This window comes from Sulfitobacter sp. SK012, from assembly GCF_003352085.1.
In the GTDB taxonomy this organism is placed as follows: Bacteria; Pseudomonadota; Alphaproteobacteria; order Rhodobacterales; family Rhodobacteraceae; genus Sulfitobacter.
Genome location: NZ_CP025804.1, coordinates 1,987,994 through 2,008,061, shown reverse-complemented (window position 1 = coordinate 2,008,061; position 20,068 = coordinate 1,987,994). Strand labels below are relative to the sequence as shown.

21 protein-coding genes and 1 pseudogene are annotated in these 20,068 nt (G+C 51.7%); 13 read left to right on the top strand and 9 right to left on the bottom strand.

The window, feature by feature from the left end:
- The first annotated feature begins 143 nt into the window (after window positions 1-143).
- The 6 genes and pseudogenes from C1J03_RS09755 to C1J03_RS09725 all read left to right on the top strand — a co-directional run bounded on the left by C1J03_RS09755 (window position 144) and on the right by C1J03_RS09725 (window position 5,649).
- The gene (locus tag C1J03_RS09755) at window positions 144-626 is read left to right on the top strand and encodes an adenylyltransferase/cytidyltransferase family protein (RefSeq protein WP_114886031.1); all 483 of its coding nucleotides are present in this window, start codon (window positions 144-146) and stop codon (window positions 624-626) included.
- A gap of 1 nt (window position 627) precedes the next feature.
- Complete coding sequence (locus C1J03_RS09750; RefSeq protein ID WP_114886029.1) at window positions 628-1,179, top strand: 2OG-Fe(II) oxygenase; 552 nt, start codon at window positions 628-630, stop codon at window positions 1,177-1,179.
- A 320-nt stretch (window positions 1,180-1,499) separates the two neighbouring features.
- Complete coding sequence (locus tag C1J03_RS09745) at window positions 1,500-2,807, top strand: DUF3300 domain-containing protein (protein ID WP_114886027.1); 1,308 nt, start codon at window positions 1,500-1,502, stop codon at window positions 2,805-2,807.
- Entirely contained in the window at window positions 2,807-3,730 is a 924-nt protein-coding gene (locus C1J03_RS09740) for a DUF2950 family protein (protein WP_114886026.1), read from the top strand. The genes C1J03_RS09745 and C1J03_RS09740 overlap by 1 nt, the downstream gene beginning before the upstream one ends.
- An 810-nt stretch (window positions 3,731-4,540) precedes the next feature.
- Window positions 4,541-4,825 (top strand): annotated as a pseudogene (locus C1J03_RS26050) (winged helix-turn-helix domain-containing protein); the annotation flags it as partial.
- Window positions 4,762-5,649, top strand: a complete 888-nt coding sequence (locus tag C1J03_RS09725; protein ID WP_162798408.1) for a hypothetical protein — start codon at window positions 4,762-4,764, stop codon at window positions 5,647-5,649. The pseudogene C1J03_RS26050 and the gene C1J03_RS09725, both read left to right, overlap by 64 nt.
- Window positions 5,650-5,874: 225 nt before the next feature.
- On the opposite strand, the gene C1J03_RS09720 is transcribed toward C1J03_RS09725, so the two are convergent.
- On the bottom strand, window positions 5,875-6,432 hold the full coding sequence (locus tag C1J03_RS09720) for a CIA30 family protein (RefSeq protein ID WP_114886017.1): 558 nt from the start codon (window positions 6,430-6,432) through the stop codon (window positions 5,875-5,877).
- Between the two features lie 513 nt (window positions 6,433-6,945).
- Here C1J03_RS09720 and ppk2 point away from each other — a divergent pair.
- Both ppk2 and C1J03_RS09710 read left to right on the top strand, forming a co-directional pair.
- The gene (gene ppk2, locus C1J03_RS09715; protein WP_254694264.1) at window positions 6,946-7,812 is read left to right on the top strand and encodes a polyphosphate kinase 2; all 867 of its coding nucleotides are present in this window, start codon (window positions 6,946-6,948) and stop codon (window positions 7,810-7,812) included.
- 17 nt (window positions 7,813-7,829) lie between these two features.
- On the top strand, window positions 7,830-8,072 hold the full coding sequence (locus tag C1J03_RS09710; RefSeq protein WP_114886013.1) for a YdcH family protein: 243 nt from the start codon (window positions 7,830-7,832) through the stop codon (window positions 8,070-8,072).
- A 534-nt stretch (window positions 8,073-8,606) separates the two neighbouring features.
- On the opposite strand, the gene C1J03_RS09705 is transcribed toward C1J03_RS09710, so the two are convergent.
- On the bottom strand, window positions 8,607-9,113 hold the full coding sequence (locus tag C1J03_RS09705) for a hypothetical protein (protein WP_114886011.1): 507 nt from the start codon (window positions 9,111-9,113) through the stop codon (window positions 8,607-8,609).
- A gap of 726 nt (window positions 9,114-9,839) precedes the next feature.
- Between C1J03_RS09705 and C1J03_RS09700 the strand changes: the two genes are divergently transcribed.
- Window positions 9,840-10,166 (top strand): DUF1330 domain-containing protein, encoded by a 327-nt coding sequence (locus C1J03_RS09700; RefSeq protein ID WP_114886008.1) that lies wholly within the window; start codon window positions 9,840-9,842, stop codon window positions 10,164-10,166.
- A 96-nt stretch (window positions 10,167-10,262) separates the two neighbouring features.
- On the opposite strand, the gene C1J03_RS09695 is transcribed toward C1J03_RS09700, so the two are convergent.
- Window positions 10,263-11,084 (bottom strand): helix-turn-helix transcriptional regulator, encoded by an 822-nt coding sequence (locus C1J03_RS09695; RefSeq protein ID WP_254694234.1) that lies wholly within the window; start codon window positions 11,082-11,084, stop codon window positions 10,263-10,265.
- A 120-nt stretch (window positions 11,085-11,204) separates the two neighbouring features.
- Here C1J03_RS09695 and C1J03_RS09690 point away from each other — a divergent pair, with 120 nt between their 5' ends.
- Both C1J03_RS09690 and C1J03_RS09685 read left to right on the top strand, forming a co-directional pair.
- The gene (locus C1J03_RS09690) at window positions 11,205-12,158 is read left to right on the top strand and encodes an ornithine cyclodeaminase family protein (protein WP_114886005.1); all 954 of its coding nucleotides are present in this window, start codon (window positions 11,205-11,207) and stop codon (window positions 12,156-12,158) included.
- 10 nt (window positions 12,159-12,168) lie between these two features.
- Window positions 12,169-13,290 (top strand): aminotransferase, encoded by a 1,122-nt coding sequence (locus C1J03_RS09685; RefSeq protein ID WP_114886003.1) that lies wholly within the window; start codon window positions 12,169-12,171, stop codon window positions 13,288-13,290.
- Between the two features lie 168 nt (window positions 13,291-13,458).
- Here the strand turns inward: C1J03_RS09685 and C1J03_RS09680 are convergent, their stop codons facing one another.
- The 5 genes from C1J03_RS09680 to C1J03_RS09660 are packed head-to-tail and all read right to left on the bottom strand — an operon-like array spanning window position 13,459 to window position 16,994.
- Window positions 13,459-14,058 (bottom strand): peroxidase-related enzyme, encoded by a 600-nt coding sequence (locus C1J03_RS09680; RefSeq protein WP_114886001.1) that lies wholly within the window; start codon window positions 14,056-14,058, stop codon window positions 13,459-13,461.
- A 1-nt stretch (window position 14,059) separates the two neighbouring features.
- Window positions 14,060-15,130 (bottom strand): aromatic ring-hydroxylating dioxygenase subunit alpha, encoded by a 1,071-nt coding sequence (locus tag C1J03_RS09675; protein WP_114885998.1) that lies wholly within the window; start codon window positions 15,128-15,130, stop codon window positions 14,060-14,062.
- Window positions 15,130-15,474, bottom strand: a complete 345-nt coding sequence (locus C1J03_RS09670) for a carboxymuconolactone decarboxylase family protein (protein WP_114885995.1) — start codon at window positions 15,472-15,474, stop codon at window positions 15,130-15,132. The genes C1J03_RS09675 and C1J03_RS09670 overlap by 1 nt, the downstream gene beginning before the upstream one ends.
- Before the next feature lie 11 nt (window positions 15,475-15,485).
- A complete protein-coding gene (locus C1J03_RS09665; protein WP_114885993.1) occupies window positions 15,486-16,244 on the bottom strand; it encodes an amino acid ABC transporter permease in 759 nt (252 codons plus the stop codon).
- A 9-nt stretch (window positions 16,245-16,253) separates the two neighbouring features.
- On the bottom strand, window positions 16,254-16,994 hold the full coding sequence (locus C1J03_RS09660) for an amino acid ABC transporter ATP-binding protein (protein WP_114885991.1): 741 nt from the start codon (window positions 16,992-16,994) through the stop codon (window positions 16,254-16,256).
- Window positions 16,995-17,120: 126 nt separating this feature from the next.
- On the opposite strand from C1J03_RS09660, the gene C1J03_RS09655 reads away from it, so the two are divergent.
- Both C1J03_RS09655 and C1J03_RS09650 read left to right on the top strand, forming a co-directional pair.
- On the top strand, window positions 17,121-17,891 hold the full coding sequence (locus C1J03_RS09655; RefSeq protein ID WP_114885988.1) for a transporter substrate-binding domain-containing protein: 771 nt from the start codon (window positions 17,121-17,123) through the stop codon (window positions 17,889-17,891).
- 240 nt (window positions 17,892-18,131) lie between these two features.
- Complete coding sequence (locus C1J03_RS09650; protein WP_114888943.1) at window positions 18,132-18,884, top strand: creatininase family protein; 753 nt, start codon at window positions 18,132-18,134, stop codon at window positions 18,882-18,884.
- Here the strand turns inward: C1J03_RS09650 and C1J03_RS09645 are convergent.
- Entirely contained in the window at window positions 18,881-19,969 is a 1,089-nt protein-coding gene (locus tag C1J03_RS09645; protein WP_114885986.1) for a hypothetical protein, read from the bottom strand. The genes C1J03_RS09650 and C1J03_RS09645 overlap by 4 nt on opposite strands.
- Window positions 19,970-20,068: the final 99 nt, after the last annotated feature.

The window sequence follows — 20,068 nt, the reverse complement described above, 5'->3', positions numbered from 1 at the left end:
ACACCGACCCGCCCCAGCCTGTTGAAGGTCTGGAGTTTTCTCAGCTTAATTGTGTGAAACTACTGAATAAATATCGTGCGTTCGTGGATTCAGATCCCGTTCGCTAGCATCGTTTATGCGTAGGCAACAGGATAAAATGAACCATGATCGTTTATACCGTCGGCACGTTTGACCTTCTGCATGTTGGCCATCTTGCATTGTTGAACCATTGTAAGAGCTTGGGCGATATCCTCGCTGTTGGCGTCGCGTCCGATGAGGTCGTGAATATGTACAAGCCCAACGTTCCTGTCGTGCCACTAGATCAGCGTGTGGAAATGCTCCAAGCACTAGGCTGTGTCGACATTGTTCGCCCCTATCACGAGTTGGAATACGTTTCGGGCTGCAAAGCCGTGGGCGTCGATATCTTTGTGGTGGGCGAAGATTGGGGCAGCAATCCGCACAATCTGGATGTGGATGCCTATCTGCGCGACATGGGAAAACAGATTTCTCAAGTGACGTATAATCCAAGGACATCGTCCACACGGATAAAACAGATGGTCATGGCACAATCAGCCGCGCGAAATACGAACCTTGGACCGAACGCCGATGCGGTGCCCAACAGTCCCGCTGTGTCGATGGCATTATGAAGTGATATCTCTCCACTCCATGCCGCAAGCCTTCAGCGTTGAGGAATGCGAATGGATCATTACAACTGTGGCGTCGTCACCTTCACAGGAGGCGTTGCTTGTCGGCAAGAATCGCGATCACAACCAACGCTGCGCGGAATTGGTTTGGGTGGATAACGTCGACGGCATGGGCTGGATCATGGACCGTGTAATCGAGATTGTACGCACTTCCAACCGCGACCAGTTTGACTTTGATCTTAGTGACTTCGCCGAAAGTCCGCAGGTCGCGACTTATAAGGCAGAAGCCGGTGGCCATTTTGCATGGCATTCTGATATCGGCGACGGACAGCTCGCAAAAAGGCGCAAGCTCACGTTGGTTTTACAACTCAGTAAGCCGAACTCCTATGAAGGCGGTGATTTGCAGGTCATGCCATGTGCAAATGTATTTGCCGCCAGTCGCGATCAAGGCTGCGTTAGTATCTTTCCAAGCTTTAACCTGCACCAAGTGACACCCGTCACGCGCGGGATACGTCATTCTTTTACGGTGTGGGCGCATGGCCCCTCTTTTCGATAAGGCACGTCGATGATTTTTGTAGCAGCTGGAAACCGTGGGTCCAATGTTACCACCGGGCAGGAAGTAGTTTTCCAGCAGAATTCAATTCTGCAAAATTTTAGAAAGAAGAGCCCAAACTAGACATCAACTGCGCCCGACATAGAGGCCGGCTACGCGCTTCAAATCACGGTAAACTCAGCTCAGAGCGGCTTGACCGGTGCCCGAAAGAGCCAGAGCATGAAAAAGAAGGTGTTTCACTTAGGTAATATCGGCTGAAACATCACTTGTTGCATCCTCGTCTAGCCCCGGTAAGCTAGTCGTGTAGATTAGGGGGCCGAGAATTGTACAATCCATTGACTTCCGCCGTGTTGGTTTTTGCTCTTGCGACGTATCCGCTGTCACCAGCGTTTGCACAGCAGACCAATAGCACGAGCGAAGAAACAGCGACCACAACTGAGGCCGCTGAAGACGTTCTGCTGAGCAGCGATGAGCTGGACGAGTTGGTAGCCCCGGTGGCATTGTTTCCTGACACCCTGCTCATTCAGATTTTGGTTGCAGCAACCTACCCCTTGGAAGTTATCAAGGCCCAGCAGTGGTTAGAAGACAACGAAGGCATGAGCGAGGAAGACCTTTCTACGGGTGTACAAGAGCAGAGCTGGGACCCCAGTGTTCAAGTTCTAGCCGAAGCCTTTCCAGATGTGTTGGAACGTATGGCGGAAAACATGGACTGGACCGAACTTGCCGGTTCAACCATGTTGGCGCAATCCGATGACGTGATGGCATCGATCCAACGCATGCGTGAAGTTGCGTTTGAAGCCGGTAGCCTTGTTGACACCCCCGAGCAGGTGGTCTCACGCGATGAGACCGAAGCTTTGACCATTCTTCCAGCCAACCCCGAAGTCATCTACGTGCCGCAATACGATACCACGACCGTGTACGTTACCGACACAAGCAGCAACAATAACAATGATGCGTTGGTATTTTTTGGTGCGGCGATCTTGATCGCAGCAATCGTCAACAACAATAACGACAACTATTGGAACAACTACTGGGGCTGCAGGAATTGCGGCGGCTGGAATGGCCGGCCTGTCCATTATCGCGGCGGCGACATTGATATCAATGGCAATGTGAATATCGGTAATAACGTAAATATCGGGAACCAATGGAACCCCAATCAGGATCGAAAAAAACGTGGCCAAGACCAAATCCGCGATCGAAAAGATCGTGGTAGTCTGAAGGATCGCCCAGGGTCCAAACCCGGCAAAGTTCCTTCGATGAACGACAGGCCCTCGCGTGGAGATCAGATGCGCAAGGATTTGGGCGCAAAGACCGGTGCCAGAGATATCAGTCGGCCGGAAAATCGGGATGCGGCGCGGGACATTTCGCGTGATCGACCAAAAGCAAATAACAAAGCCCGCCCAAAGAGCAGCGGTGTCGCCAAAAGGCCCGCGGCATCCAAGAATAAAGCTGTTGCGCCTTCTAAGACAAGATCAAAACCCTCAACCAAACAGAGGGCGGCACCAAAGCAGCAGAGGCAAAAAACATCGCCTTCGAGTGCGAAAAGACATCAGAGTGGCCACGGTGCCAGAAAATCATCGTCAAGAGGCGGCGGACACCAGTCCCGTGGTGGTGGAAGAGGAAGAAGATAATGGAATCTAAGAAAATGAAAATCTTTGCCCTCGCAAGCCTGATGATCTTTGGAAATTCAGCGTTTGCAGATGTTTCTGGTCAAAAGGCTGGGTATGCCACCTCAGAGCAACTCGCGGGTGCTTTGGTGTCAGCGATCCGCTCCCAATCAGCTGAGCAGATGGAAGACCTGTTTGGGACAGGCGCGCTTGACGTAATGACAACAGGCGAAACGTTCGAAGACAGAGCAATTCTGGAGAGCTTCACAGCTGCTTATGACGAAGAGCACTTTGTTCAGGAGATTTACGGAAAATACGCAGTTCTTCTAATTGGCGAGGACAATTGGGCCTTTCCAATGCCAATGATGCGCAATGAGGACGGGTTGTGGGTGTTCGATGTCGAAGAAGGCCTCGAGGAAATGGCCAACCGCGAGATCGGCCGCAATGAGATTGAGACCATCGAGATCCTCAAAAGCTATTCCGATGCGCAGGCTGCATACAGAAGCACAGACTGGGACGGCGATGGTGTGTTAGAGTTCGCCTCTACCGTCATTTCGTCTGAAGGTGAGAAAGATGGTTTGTATTGGCCGGGCGTCGACAGCCCGGCTGGTGAGTTGTTCGCACGCGCATCTGCCAATGGATATGTGGCTGATGGCGAAGAGCAAGCCCCTGAACCCTATGAGGGTTATGTGTACAGAATGTTCTCAAGTCAAAGCGACGCAGCCTCGGGCGGTGCAATGGACTATGTCGTGAACGGGCACCAAGTTGCAGGTCATGCGGCGATGGCGGTCCCTGCAGAATACGGCGTGACCGGTATCATGAGCTTTATGGTGTCCGAAAACGGAATCATCCTAGAGCAAGATTTGGGAGATGACGGTCTGGACATGAGCTTTGAAATGAAGAGCTTTGACCCCAGTGAAGGCTGGGTACCATTACCGTCTGACTAAGCCAGGTAAGGCGGCATTGGCCGCCCGGCCCGTCGGGGGCTTTTTGCGTTAACTACGTCAACCCTGCTTCACTGATCTGCCAGCCAGCCGTCCCCACGACTTTCCTGGGCTTTCCCCGGGGAGGTGCCACCGCGGGTCAAGCCGAGATGGAACTCAACGCAGATGGACGGCGACAACATAGCGGAGTCACCACTATCGCTATCGCATGTGCGGTTTATTCAATCTTTTGTTAGTGTCCTGACTTGATAGCGCAACAACAACAGACCTATCCCGACAATGCCGCGTCGCGGCTTTCCCGAAGCGGACATTGGCAATGGTGCGCAGCAATTTGGTTGGGCCGATGACTGCAATGCCGGACAAACCGGACTTACGCTGGTGCATCTATTGCTGACGCAGCATTTGCTCGCAGTCGCGGCGATGTTTTTTTGGCAGTGCAGCATTCTTCACCGAAGCAGCCGTTCAAATTGGTCAACCGTGCTTGATCTCGAACTAACCTTTCGCCGCGCGATGCATGAACTCAGGTGTCGCGGACAAATTTGCGGTTCTGAACTCAAGCTTTAAGTACCCCTTCCGGCTCGTAGTTACCGGTCGTGATGATTTTACTGTCGCAGGGCGGCTTCCCAAAAGTGGCCTTTCGCAACGGCGCAGAACTTTGCAATGACATTGGTAAATCAGTGAGCTACTTTAGCATTGATCAGTGGCGGATATGCTGCCCTTAGCTACAGGATCAATTATGCGAACTTCTGTCATGCAGCCCTTTAAGATTGATCGAGGTGCTCGAGTTTTTAGGTTGCGGAGCAAACGGTTCAGGTCGGTGCGCGGGCTTTCGATGTGTTGGCTTTCCTCGATGATCATTCCGATCGTGTCGTTTCTAAGCATGAGCTTATAGAACATGTCTGGGGCGGACTGGCAGTTGAAGAGGGAAACCTAAGCGTCCAGATCAGCGCGCTGCGCAAGTTGCTTGGCACGGACGCTATCGCGACGGTTCCTGGCGTGGGCCACAAGCTCATCCAGGAAAACCAAAACAACCTTTGGTCGACGGTCCGACGCTTCCACAAAAGCCTTCAGCTGCCGTCTTACCCTTTACAAATCTGACCGCGGATGGTGCGACTGATTACCTTATCGATGGCATTGTTGCTGATCTGATTTCTGTCGTCAGTCGTGTACCCAGAATTTTTGTAATCGCGTCATCCTCTAGCTTTAAATACAAAGGCGAGGTCGTGTCATTGCGGGACGTCGGTACCGAATTGGGCGTGCGCTATGTCTTAGAAGGTAGCATCCAATTAGCGGGCGACCAACTGCGCATTACCAGACAACTTGTCGAGGCGCAGACAGGCCATACGATCTGGTCAGAACGGTTTGCGGGCACAACGCAGGATGTTTTTGCGCTTCAGGATCAGATCACTGAACGCACTGCGGCGGCATTGGAATTGAATGTGATGTTCGCCGAAGCCGGCCGCTCAAGGCAAGCGCCAACCGACGATGTCAGGGCATATGACTTGTGTCTTCAGGCTGTGCCATTGGCAATGCGCGTTTCATCGAAGGCCGCTCTTGCGCAGACGTTGGACCTGTTGGATCGTGCGTTGGCGCTTGACCCAGATTACGCATATGCCAAGGCATTGAAGATACGAGCCTATATGATGGCTGCAGCTGCGCGGGCGGTGACACATGATGAGGCGCGCGAAGGCCTTCCATTGGCACAGGCATTGCTTGACGGTCGGCAAAGTGACCCACTGGTACTGACGTATGCAGGGCATTTTATGGCCTACTTGGGTGGCGAGCCCGATCTAGGCTACAGGTCCATCCAGCAGGCCAAAAGCATCAATCCCAATTCGGTTCTCGTTCGAGTGTCTTCTGCATGTTGCGGTGCATATCTAGTTTATTATCAAGCAGCTATCGAAGATGCCGAGTTTGCCTAGAGGCTCAATCCACTTGATCCAAACCTAGGGCATAGTCGATCGGCCCATGGATATGCGCTACTCGGACTTGTGTTTTGGTTAAACAGGTCGGTCTGGGTGCGGAACTGAAAGAATACGTGGAGCAGGGTGAAAAAATGTAATGACTTCTACTACACGCCTTGGGTCTTGCCCTGACGAAGATTGCGGAGTAGCCGGCCAATCAATGCCAAATCGACCCAATCGCGTTTAGTAAAACCCAACTTCTCGAATATCAATCTCAGCGTCATGATCCCGCCCGTATGCGACTATTCCAACCGACCTAAGACTTTGTGCACGGGGAATCTTTCGCAGCATTCGACCTGATGCCTCAAAGACCGCAAAAGGCAACCGAACCTCGGTCCAATTGCGCGTGACATCGAACCCTGCCTGATAATACTGCCATGGGAGCACTGTTCCGCTTGTTCGGAGATGGACGAAATACACTTGATCATTGCCGCGCACGATCAAGCGTACACCTGTTGTTCCAACCGGTGCCTCATCTTGCAACTCCGTCCGTATTTGGATGAAACCGCCATTATTTGCAGTGCTGACACGTCCGGTCATATGGGCATAAGCGGCTTCATCATCGGTTTCAAAGGTCACCTGCCCCGAGGAGACACCTCCCATTACGGTGTCAGCAAAGAAGCGCCATCTAGTCTCGGGTTGGCGTTCAAAATTCCCAATTATGTTGCCCTCGGCGATAAGCGGCGAAGGAGCGCCAAACAACAAAAACACAACAGCTGCAAGTTTCAAAGCTGAACGCATGGTTTCTCCATATCATGAGATGCGCGGCGTGCCAGTGAGCACCTTTTCCCATGCACCTTCTTTCGTCATAACGTGTTTGCAAACTTGGCACATTCAAGGCACCAACCTTCGTATACCGAAAATAATTTTAGGCACGAGCCTAGCGAGGTCACTGCTTGCGACGATGTCCCGATCAAGCAAGGGCGCCTGCCCGCGTTTCTTAGTATCCTCACAACAGGCTTTGCTGCTGAGCCTAGCCCCAATATTTAATCTCATATTCCCAGCGGCACCTTACTTCGATAATCGCGACCTCTTGACCTGGACGCCAAGCTTTGGGCCCACGGAATCACAATTCGGCGACATGCCAGATCGCTCCCTTGATTTTTAGCTGAAGGTTCCCGAGAAATTGACACAGGTCAAAACTCTCGACCACCGATAGAGATATCTTGTTTGTGAGCGTAGCGAACAGGACAAGTAATGGCAGACAGAAAAAGAACCGCAGACAATCTTAATGTTAATGCGGCCGTCGATCTCATGCGCCCGGCGTCTTCAAAGGACAAAGTGAGTGGTTTTGATACCGGCGAATACCCTTATGAGACCAAATTGAGCCGAAAGGAGTATGAGGCCGAAAAGGCGGAGCTCCAGGTTGAGTTGTTGAAAGTCCAACATTGGGTGCAAGAAACTGGCCAGAGATTTGTGCTGCTTTTCGAGGGACGTGATGCCGCTGGCAAAGGCGGAACGATCAAAAGGTTCACTGAGCACCTCAACCCCCGAACAGCGCATGTCGTCGCGCTAAACAAACCCACGGACGAAGAGCGGGGACAGTGGTTCTTCCAGCGCTACATCAAACATCTTCCGACGTCGGGCGAAATGGTTCTTTACGACCGGTCTTGGTACAACCGGGCTGGTGTGGAACGCGTCATGAACTTTTGCAAACCAAACGACTATCTTGAATTCATGCGCCAGACGCCCGAGTTCGAGCGGATGCTAACGCGTAGCGGAGTCCGTTTGTTCAAATACTGGTTTTCCGTAACTCGAAGCGAGCAAAAGAACCGTTTTGCAGCGCGCGAGACAGATCCGTTGAAGAGGTGGAAGCTCTCAGCGATTGACCGCGCCAGCTTGGATAAATGGGAAGACTACACAGAAGCCAAGGAGGCCATGTTCTTCTACACGAATACGGCGGATGCTCCTTGGACGATCATCCGATCCAACGACAAGAAACGCGCGCGGCTTAACTGTATGCGGCATTTCCTGTCCAGCATCGATTATCCAAACAAGGACACTTCCATTGTAAAAACACCCGACCCCAAGATCGTGGGTCAAGCAAACACAGTTGTGGAGAAATCCGAACATATCATAGCGTCTTCGCTGCATCCGCAAACCCGTCGCGAGTTACCCTAATAAACAAGGAGCAGAACATGTCCCACGTCCCGCACGAGCTTGCTGAAGAATTCCCAGAGCTCACACAAAAGATGCACGACCTAAAAGCTTCAAACCTGCATTTCTCTCGGCGGTTTGATGAGTATCATCAGATAAACCGGCAAGTTCACCGAAGTGAAACCAATGTAGAGCCAGTGAGTGATGAGGTCATGAACAACTTGCGCAAGCGGCGCATGAATCTCAAAGATGAGATCTACGGTATTTTGACAAGTAACTCGTAGGAAGCATCTCGCGCTGAGGTATTTTGGTGCACCTATTTGAGGAGGCACCTCCGGCTAGTAGGGAATTTTGACCACTTACTGAGGCCCGCCTTATCATTTATCACGGGGCTCTATAGCAGTTAGCCGTGACAGCGGAATTCCATTTAGCAGACGTTGTTACATGGCAACGTGAAGGCCCGCTTCCGTTGGACGCCGACAGACATTTGACCGGAGATCAGGCGCTGGTGCAATGCCCGCACTTCCTCGGCTGATCGGATCAGGCGTATGTGTGCAAAGTCCCAAGTGTTTTCTTTGTGGACGTCAGACTTCATTTTTCGAAAACTGATATGCACAATCGCAGGCAAAGGGGGGCAGAAGAAAAGGCCGCCCCTTGCCCTAACCGAACTCGGCTAGATCAGTCCACTCACCGCAAGCGACATCTTATGTCTCTCAACCAAAATTCTCTGACCTCAAATACACAAGACAAAATGAAAAGGCCCCACGAATTGCGGGACCTTTTCAATTATTATTACCGGGAGATCCCGACATTTGGTCTTAGTTCACCAGCTTTGCGTTACATTCGCGGGCCATAGCGATGGCCTTTTTTGTCCCAGTCAAATCAATGACGAAAACGTAATCGGTTTCCGGGAAAACGACCATCTCGTATTGCTGCTCAATGTCCTTGACGAACTGTGGAAGGTTGTTGGTGATATAGCCACCCGAGTAGCCTTTGGTGATGTTGCCACGCATCCCAGTCGCTTCCCCATAGTAAGTGTTTTCTCCGATCACGATAACAACAGCCTCTCTGTCGTCCTTCTTGAGATTGGTTTCACCTTTGGTGAAAACACCCAGATAACCTAGGCTGCGGTCCTCGGTGAGGCCCATCTGAACGACGTTTTCAGCGCTGTCCACCGCTTCGATAAGGCAGGACATCTTGTCTTTGTCTGCAAAGACTTTCCAACCCTCGACTTCACCATATTTTTCAAAAGTATCGGCACCGGCGGATGTTGTAAGTGCCGCAGTGATGATTGCAGCTGCGGCAATCGATTTCATTTTAAGCATGGCATAGATCTCCTGTTTCTTAATTGTCCCTTGGGGCGTCAATATTATTTGTTCATTATCCGGGTAATGGCAAGTTTTATTTGGCCGACATTTTCCTAGCAGAATACCAACCATTTAATGGTGCGGCCGATTTGCGCGTCTATCAGGCCTATTAGTCGATTTGTGCCGCAGATCGTGCATTTGACACGCGATCAGTGCGGGATCGCAGGCCTCCGCAGCAGATTTAGCCCGACACTTGGCCTGCTCGTCATCCGTTTAGTCAGGCTTGCCGAGCCACTTTCCTTAGGGTTTTGCCTCTAGCTTTCTCAAGCAGGGACCGGTGGCACAGGCAGCTGTTGGTTGGCTGCGAAGATGCGTATTAACAGATTACCACTTACAGCGACCTCAGCCAATTTGAAGGTGATAGCACATGCGTGGTGGACAGTCCGACTGATGTTTTCGACTCCTAACGGACCTTAGTACTCAGTGCAGGCAATGCTTACATCATGAGTATCGGCGGTGCGTAAGCAGACAGCGAAACAAAGAACTAATCTCCAATACTCAATTTCTCCGATTTATTCGAGATAGATATCAGCAGAGTTTACGGCTACCATCTCGGCTTGGGGGGACTTTTTTTGGAACGTAGACTTGCCGCAAGTTTGGCCGCAGACGTTGTCGGCTTTTCACTTATGAGGACACACGCTGCCATGCAAAGTTGCCGCAGCAAATATTCAATAGGAGAATAGAATGAGTGTATTTCCAATAGCAGACATTGAAGTTACCGATGCCGGCTGGGTTCCAGAATATGCAACGAATGTTCATAACTTGGACAAGAAACACGGCGGAAAATACCTACCCCGCAGCGGAAATATCGAGACCTTGGAGGGGTCAGACAAGGACAGCACGCTAATTGCAATTCTTGAATTTCCCACAAGAGAAGCTTTGAACAATTTTGTTGCAGACCCCGAATACGCGCCCTTTGGACAGGCCCGACAGGCCGGAAGCGTCAGCAATTACCACGTTATCGACGACACGGATATTGCCGGGGCAATTCCCTATCTCAAAGCCGGGTGAAGTCCAGATGCGTGTCAGCTTGCAAAGGTTGGCACGACGCCACCGTGGTCTCTACGGGCTCAGAGCCGCCCTAGACCTACCGCCTTCCAATGCCCTCTATCTGCCTCGGATCACGGTCTCTTGCCATTGTAGAAATGTGTTGAGCAATTGCTGTTGGGTGCTGATACCCAATTTTGCATAAGCATTTTTTCTGTGGGTCTTTACCGTCGGCAACGCAATTTCCAGCGTCAAACTAATCGATAGACTCGAATGCCCCTTTAAGATCAATTGCACGATCTCAGCTTCGCGGGGCGAAAGAATGCCAACTGCGAAATCATCGAGTGGCGGACGTCGTTCGATCGGTGTGGCCGCGGCATCTGAATTGCGCGCCCATAGGTGTCGAAATGCCGTAGCAAACAAAGGATAGAACGGCTGAAGCCTGGCGACCATTTCCGGCGAAAATCCACCAAGTTCTGATGGGCGTGCCAGGCTGATTTCCCCCATCATTCCATTTGGAAAATCTACTGTCAGAGCAAGTTCTTGCAAATTTTCAGGCCAACCTCGCGTGCGAAATCCGATTTCTTCTTTTTGCTCGAAAACCACTTCGGATGGATCCGCAAATATTTGCCAGTTGTCAGGTGCCAGATCGATCATGCGGTGGAGTCCCGGTTGCAGCCCCGCCAAGAAGGCGTTGTAGAGAGGGTTGAGCAGATAGGTACTATCGATGTAGCGCTGAACGGCTTCTTTTGGGGACCCTTCGCGGTAGGTGTCGCATAAGTAAACTGGCGGTTGATCGATGCGATTGACGACACAAAAGGCTGCTGCAAAGGGAATAACATTTTGGGCCGCAGCGATCATATCCAGCGCGATTCCACGCCCTTCAATAACCTTAGATAAGGTCACATTCAGTGCTTCAATATTGTCAGGGTCAAAGTCCAATGTACCCTCCCGATGAATTTTTCCGAACTTGGCGGTGTATGCCAGGCATCATCCTTTGGGATGATGGCCCAATCTACCGAGCTCTAATACAAGTGCTTCAAATAAATGGAGTTGAGCCTAATGACCACGCCCCCAATAACACTGGACGCTACCGCCGTAGAAGTGTTGTTGCCGCAGGTCGATGTTTTGCAGGAAATGCGTCAACTCTTTATCGGGCTTGGCAACGCGCAAGCGGTCCAACCTCCTCAGACTTTGGCGCTGTTGTCCGAGGACAAAGGCGATTTCATTACCTATCTGGGAGCTGACACAAACGCGGGCGTGTTCGGGGCCAAACTGTCACCCTACCTTTTGACGAGCGGCAAACCGATCATCACGGCGTGGACGGTGCTGATGTCTGCGCAAACGGGCCAACCGCTGTGCCTCTGCGATGCAGGAGCTTTGACAACGGAACGCACAGCGGCAACCACGGCTTTGGCCATCGATCTGTTGGCACACCAAGACGCGAAACGTATAGCAATCATCGGATCTGGGCCTGTTGCCGCCGCTCATTGGCGTCATGTGCAAAAACTGCGTCCTTGGCAGCAGGTCCATGTTTCTTCACCCAACCTGAAAAAAGATTCCGACAACTGGGCACATTGGCAATCGGTCTGCCCGAATGTGATTCTTGCAGACAGCGCAGAGGCCGCAGCACAGGACGCCGATGTCGTGATGCTTTGCACATCTTCTGGATCACCCGTTGTGGACCACACGAAACTTTCATCCAACGCTTTGGTAACGTCGATCAGCACCAATGCGCATCAAGCCCACGAAGTATCGCCTGCGTTTCTGACCCATGCACAAGTCTATTGCGATTACCGCGCAACGACACCAGCGACGGCAGGTGAGATGGTGCTTGCTGCACGGGATCACGGTTGGACGGTTGCCGATTTGCGTGGAGACTTGGCCGAACTCTCCGTGGGCACATGCCCGATACCAGCTGAGGGACGTCCCGTATTTTTCCGATCTGTTGGGCTGGGCCTTGAAGACATTGCCATCGCCCATGCCATCTACCGCGCCGCTTGCGCACAAAAATAGGAATTCCAGTATGTATATTGAACCTTTTGGCGTCGAAATGTGGATGAACGAATGGGAGACCAAGTGCGAATGGAACTTGGCTGAAACCTGCGTCGAAAGCCTGACGATTGCCGAGCTTTTGGCTCTGGTAGGCAAAAACGACACCGACCTTTCAGAGCTTCTGTCAATGAAAATGACCTACGGTGAAATCGAAGGATCAATGCGCCTGCGCCGCGCTATTTGCGCCCTTTATGATCAACAGAAACCAGAAAACGTAATCGTCACCCACGGGACCATCGGAGCCAATATGTTGGTCCACAAAACCTTGGTATCGGCGGGTGATCGGGTTGTGGCCGTAGTGCCAACCTACCAACAGCACTACTCGATCCCTGCAAGCATTGGTGCCGATGTGCATCCTTTACAATTGCGAGCGGAAAACGGGTTTCTGCCTGATCTAGAAGAACTGCGGTCGCTTGTCGTGCCGGGTACGAAACTGATTGCTATAAACAACCCCAACAACCCAACCGGTGCGTTAATGGATCAGGCTATGCTAGAAGACATAGCGGCCATCGCCCGTGAAGTTGGCGCATGGGTGCTGTGTGACGAAGTATATCGTGGCGTGGATCAGGCGGGTTCTGGTACGACTATATCAATCGCAGATGTCTACGAAAAAGGGATCAGTACCGCCAGTGTGTCCAAGGCCTACGCGCTTGCAGGTCTGCGCCTTGGTTGGATAGCAGCTCCGCGCGACGTGATCGAAGCGGTCGCGATCCACCGCGATTACGACACAATCTCAGTTGGAATGATCAACGACCATTTCGCGGCCCTCGCGTTGGAGAATCGTGACAAAGTGCTAGGGCGCAGCAAAGCAATCACACGCGGTAATTTGGCAATTTTGGACGCGTGGGTCGCAGAGCAACCTTTGATCAAATGGCTCAAGCCAGTGTCGGGCACGACTGCTTTGTTGAAATTCGAATTGGCAATGACATCCCGCGATTTCTGCGTCGATTTGTTAAAAGAAACGGGTGTCATGTTCACGCCTGGGTCGGCGTTAAATATGGAGGGGTATGTGCGTATTGGCTACGCTAACAACCCTGCGGTTTTGAAAGAAGGGTTGAAACGAGTTGGTCAATACCTTGCGAAGTCTGCTTAGCCGCAAGATATCGGTCTTTGCGGTGAGCAGAGAGTTGAAGATTGGGCCAAAAATCCGTGACCGACCATTCGCTGCACCGCTGTAGATTGGCAATAGAGGCGCACGGCACCGATCTGAAACGTTCAATCTGCTGCGCGCGGACTGGTTATTTATAGAGTGCGCCCAAGTTCAATCTGTCTCCGGATCCGGTGCGTCCTCTTTGTAATACCCAATCTGATCCCCATCCGTGGTACATCCCAACCCATTCAATAGACGGTTTGAATAGTTAAAATACGCACAAACCTGATTGACCTCGAGTATTTCGCCATCCTCGCATCCGGCGATTTTCAAGGCCTCAAAATCGGATTTGACCATCTTCCCAACTGCTTGGGTAAGCTTGCCTGCATAGCGTAGCAATGCCAGTTCTTTGCCATCAAACTCATCCTCAGGACGATGCGATTTGAGCGCAGTAAATATGCGGTCGCTGCGCGGCTGGTCGCGTAGAAGGTTGCGCACGTTCATAAAGTGGTGGGTTAACGAATAAGTACAGTCGTTCAGGATTGACGTATAGCTGGCGACTATTTCTAGAAACAAGAACGACAGTTGATTGTCGTCCGAATGCAGGACAGATCGATAGAGCGTCACGTGACCGTTCATCGTCTCTGGCCGCAAAGAATGCACGCGCATGACAGTGTCGACTGTGCCATGGGGCGTACGTGCATGATCTAGCAACTCTTTTAGGCGCGGGCCCGCATCCTTATCATCAACCATCTTAATCCACGCGGTCATGTCATGCATCCCCTAGTTGTTTTGTCGCACTTTCGGCCGTGATGGCTTTGGCAACTCGATTGCGAAAACGAACAGCCCCCGCATCAAGACCCAAATTGAGATAGCCGCCTTTGCGCTTAGCCATACCCTTTTGAACGAATTCCAGTACATCTTTGTCTTCTTGAAAGGCCATTTTAGCCCCCTCAAACATGCGTTCAGATAGGGCATCATCATTGCTGTGCATATTGCGGTGCTGAAACCAGAAGTACTTGGTGGTACAGGCATCCACTGGTGTAATGAAGTTATAGGAGATGTTGATAAACGCGTTTTGCGACAGCGGTTTGTCCGCGCCACCCTCGCCCGTTGGGGTGTAAACCGACATATTGATTGCCGTGGAAGGGAGCCGGCATTCATAGTGCTGCTTACGGTCAACCTTTGGGCCAAAGGGCAGCATATCTTGGTAATAAGGCGGTGGAACCTCGTCAGCGATCCAGCGCCCAACGATTACGCCATCATCCAGCTCTTCAATTTCAAGTGGGCGATTGTCGGTACCGGCCCCAGCAAAAGATGTCAGATGCACCCAAGCGACATGGCTGGGGTCAAGCAAGTTATCAACGATATACAAGTAGTGGCAATCCATAGCCATGCCGCCACGAGGGGTCTTGCCCCAGTCAGAATTATCAAAGTTTGGGATATCGATAATCGGGGTATCTGCTGCAAGAGAAGCATCACCCATCCACACCCACAAAAACCCCCAACGGTCGATTGCTGGATAGGAACGCACAGCGGCGCGACGCGGTGGATTGTCCAATTGCGTAGGTGCGATCACACATTCACCGGAGCAATCGAACGTCAGCCCGTGATAGCCGCAGACAACATAGTCACCTTCAATTGTACCACGTGACAGGGGCAGTTTGCGATGCGGACAGGCATCTTCAAGGGCTGCAGGTTTGCCTTGAGTGTCTCGGTAAATCACAATCTCGTCTTCAAGCATGATGACAGGTGTAAGATCCCGGCCAAAGTCTTCGCTTAAACCCGCGACATACCATGTATTGCGGATGTAGCCCTCGGACCCTGCAAGATCGGGACGCATCACTCGGCCTCGCTTGAAAACGCATCAAATGCTGCCAGCGCCTTGGCAGAGTAGGCATAAGATGGTCCGCCACCCATATAGGTTGCCATAGCCAAAGCCTCGTTAAGCTCATCTCGGCTTGCTTTTAGACGCACAAGTGAGCGTACATGAAAGCCAATGCAGCTGTCACACCGCGTGGCGATTGCGATGCCAAGGGCGATAAACTCTTTGGTCTTTTCAGATAACGCGCCCTCAGCTTTGGCCGCCCGCCCCATCTGGCCAAACCCTTTGACGGTCTGCGGCACCTCTTTGGAAAACGCCGCCAGATTTGCCTCCGTTTCAGCCATGAAGTCATGCCAGTCCATTTGAGCTCTCCTTACCCTTGTTCATTTGATCCCATGCGCCGCTCAAGCCAACGCACGCCAGCGCTGATGATCAGCACAAGGATCAGATATTCGACAATCAAAAGCGAATAGATTTCAAGCGGACGATATTCCGTCACCACCAACTCGTTCGCGCGTCTGGTGAGTTCCTGCATGCCAATGACAGAGGCAAAAGCGCTCATCTTGACGATGTAGATAAACTGGTTGGCCAGTGGTGGCAGAATGCGACGGATGGCTTGCGGCATGATGACATAGCGCATCGTTTGCATGTAGTTCAGACCGATGGTCTGTGCCGCTTCACGTTGGCCTTTTTCAATGGACTGAATGCCGGAACGATAAATTTCTGCCGTAAACGCACTGTCGGAAACGGCCAGTGTGATGATCGCGCCCCAGAACGGATCGATGGGAATGTTCAATCCCATGGCCTTAAAGACCAATGGTAATCCGTAAAACACCCAAAACAGCATCGGCAACAGGGGGATGGATCGAACGAATTCTACATAAACTCGGTTCACGATGCGCCAGCCACGTCTTGTCGATTGTCCGGGCAGCGCAACCACCAGGCCCAATATGATCGAGATAGCAGCGGCGATGAGTGAGATCGATATCGTGGCCCCCATCCCCGAAATCATGAACCGGACATTGACCCAACCTGCGTCCGTCATGGGGTTGATCACGTACCAGCCCCAGAGGCCTGAAGAACACCCACCTAAAGCAAGCAATAACAGCAAGGCGATACTGATTTTTTTCATCTGCTCCCCCTAGTGCTGCAAGATTTGGCTCAAGAAGGTGCGGCAACGCTCCGTCTTGGGGTTACTAAAGAATGCTTCGGGGTCAGCTTGTTCGACGATCTCACCCTCATCCATAAAGATCATCTTGTCGGCGACTTTACGGGCAAATCCCATTTCGTGGGTCACCACCACCATGGTCATCCCTTCGCCCGCCAGTTCGACCATGACATCAAGGACCTCTGATATCATTTCAGGGTCCAGTGATGAGGTTGGCTCATCAAACAACATCACTTTTGGCTCCATACACAGCGACCGGGCGATGGCCACACGTTGCTGTTGGCCACCCGAAAGTTGTCCGGGCATTTTGTCCGATTGGTTTGGAATGCGGACGCGTTCGAGGTAAAGACGTGCCGTTGCAGTGGCATCCGCCCGACTTTGGCCACGCGCTTTCATAGGGCCAAGGATTAGGTTTTCTAGAACACTCAAATGCGGAAACAAATTGAACTGTTGAAACACCATTCCAACCTCACCTTGGATCGAGGCGGCGGATTTGGGATCATTAGTAAGCTCGCGCCCATCAAGCCGGATCGTGCCCTTTTGATGCTCTTCGAGCCGATTGATGCAGCGAACGACGGTCGATTTCCCGGACCCCGATGGCCCACAGATCACAACTTTTTCGCCCGTACCGACAGTTAAGTTGATATCTTTGAGGACATGAAACGTGCCAAACCACTTATTCACATCAACAAGCTCGATTGCTGTTTGCGGCATCCGGGTCCTGACTATTTAGCGTTGGTGGATTTCTTGTCCTGATACTCTATTTGAAATTCAGGACCATACAAGCGAGTATGCCAGACAAGACAAGACAACAAAATAAATCACCTACGGGAGAATACGATGAACAGACTTTTCAAAGCGGCAGCAGTCGCTGTCTTGGGGCTTACCCTTAGTGGTGCGGCGCAAGCACAATCTGCACTTAACGAAATACTCCAAACTGGCGTTTTAAAAGTTGGCACCACGGGGGATTGGAACCCAATGAGTGTGCGTGACCCCGCAACCAACAGCTATAAAGGTTTTGACATCGACATCATGACCGAGTTGGCGACAGACTTGGGCGTAGAAGTCGAATTCGTTCCCACTGATTGGAAAACACTGGTGAACGGTGTGGTTGCAGGCCAATACCACATCACCGGCTCCGCTTCGATCTCGCCTGCACGCATGAAAGCGGCGGGTTTCTCTGAAAGCTATATATCCGTGGAAATCTACCCCTTCACGATCAAGGAGAACGCTGGAAAGTTTGCAGACCATGACGCAATTAACCAGCCGGGTGTAAAGGTTGCGACCACCTTGGGAACAACGTTCGAAAAGTTGGTGCGTGAATGGTATCCAAATGCGGATATCAAAGTTGTTGAAGCCCCGGCGCGTGGCTATCAGGAAGTGTTGGCTGGGCGTGCAGACGTCTTTATCACATCCAATATTGAAGGTTCCACGTTGGAAGAGAAGTTCGGCGTCATGCGCGTAGAAGGCGCAGAGGCCCGCTCGCCTACGCCGATCGCAATGTTGCTGCCGCAAACGGATCAAGTTTGGATCAACTATGTGAACAACTGGGTTAAAGTGAAGAAGGCCAAGGGTTTCTTTGAGACAAATAAAGCCAATTGGGGCCTGTAGTCCCACCAAAAAAGTGCAGCAGGTGGTTAGGCCATCTGCTGCTCAATTGCCGTGCGTTTCATTGTGGCAATTAAGAGAAATCAAAGCGACACTTAGCGTCAGTAGTTAAACTGTACGATGTGACGCGCTAGAACGGATTTCAGACGTAAATTCAGCATAACGAAAACCCATTCTGCGACTTGCCGGATGATCGGTTTTTCACGTCACCAGAAACTGCGCAAAACGGAAAGGTGGGACCAAATGCTGTTAAGTATGATGACCTGGCCCGAGGTCGATGAGCAACTATCGAATGGGATATGTGCGCTGCTGCCCGTCGGTTCGATTGAACAGCATGGTCCTATGGGGTTAATCGGTACAGATGCGATTTGCGCAACTGCCGTTGCACAAAAGGCCGCCGAAGATGTGGGCGCTATTGTCGCCCCAACAATCGAGTATGCGCCTGCACCATTTAACACTGCATTCGCGGGGACCGTCTCCATTACACCAGACCTCTTTGGTGCGCTGGTGACGCAAGTTTGCCAAGGCCTGCTTGATCAGGGTTTCTTGGGCGTATTTATTGTGAACGGGCACGGCGCAAACCTTGAACCCATCGCTCAGGCGACGGCCAGTTTGCCAAAATCTACGGTCGCAATCCAAAGCTGGTGGGCGCCTGCTTTGGTCAATGGAATGCGTGCTGACTTATACGGCGATTGGGAGGGCATGCACGCCACTCCGTCCGAAGTTGCCATCACTCAGGCGTTACACGGTGCCCGCGCCGCAGGTGTCGCAGCCGAACCGCCAAAGAAACTGACAACAGATTACATTCGTGCACACAGCGGTGATCGGCACGGTCCGCCAGATCAGCATCGCGCCGATTTTCCTGATGGCCGGGTTGGGTCTCATTCTGCTCTGGCGACGCCAGAACATGGGGCAATGCTCCTAGAAGCTGCGGCACAAGCAATCGGGGAAGAATTTGTTGCGTTTCAACAGGCGTGCCGAGCGTTAAAGGATTAGGCTTTTTCCAGCAGTCCAATATTTCGATCAGGATGCGCAAAAGCCGACGCTGCACATGGGAATTGCTTTAGGATATCCGGCCCTTCGGGCAACTTGTCTGCACGAAAAACACCGTTTTCCCAGATCGTTACACCATCAACCACGATGGTTGGGTCTAAGGCGTTCCACGATATCTCACCGGGGGCATAGTTACCGCAGGTGTGGAAGTGTAGAACGCGTGGGTTGCCAAATGCGACGCCACCCCAACGCTCATAATCTTGGCGTATATTCCAAGGGAACCCGCATCCCGGATGTATCCCCGCATGCCACGAATGCACAAAATTCCGATCGATTTCAAAAAGACCTGCAACCCGATCATAATGCGCATTGGCTGCAGAAACATCTGAGGCCAGCCCCTCAAATCCAGCTAACCTGCCAGCCTCAAGAACAGCAAAAACCTGCCCCTCGAATTCGACCGTGTAATTGTCGTAATACTGTGAACCAGTGCCGGTTAAGAAGCCGGCCAATGCAACCTTACCCGAGAACCCTTGTGCCGGGACCGGCGAGAATACGGACATCGGGAACCGCTTCAAAGCAGTGTCGGTCTGTTTTTTGTGCTGCAGATTTGGGTTGCCGCAAACCGATGTCCCCGCTGGGCAGGTTATGGTGATCAATTGGGCGTCAGCAATACAGCGATCAGCGGCATGTTTTAGGGCTAAGAAAGCGTCGTAATGTGCACTTGCAAATGCGGAATTTAGCAGATGCTCGTTCAGCGTATAACTATTGATGATTGCCTTGCCTTTCGGCATCTCAGAAAACCGGAGTTGATCCCCTAAGCGCGCCAAAAAGACGACTATATCCGCATCCTCAATCGCTGCTAGTAGCTCAGGATTCATCGAGGGGTTTTCAGCTGAAAACCCAACATCCAGACACTCGACCAGCAATCCTAATTCAAGCGCACCAGCGGCCACCTGTTCAATGATTTTTGAACTAAAAAATCCAAAACTTGAGGGTTCATAGGCAATCAGTAGGCGCTGACCAGGCTGCGCCTTTGCACAATGCAACAGTAAGTTCCGTATGCTTTGCTGTGTGATCAATTTTTTCATGCTAGCCCACTAATTCGCTGCGCTATTCTCACCTGATTTGATGTTTTTGGGAACTCTTTGTTTGGAGCTCGCTTTGCGCCTCGACGCGAGCCGTATTTT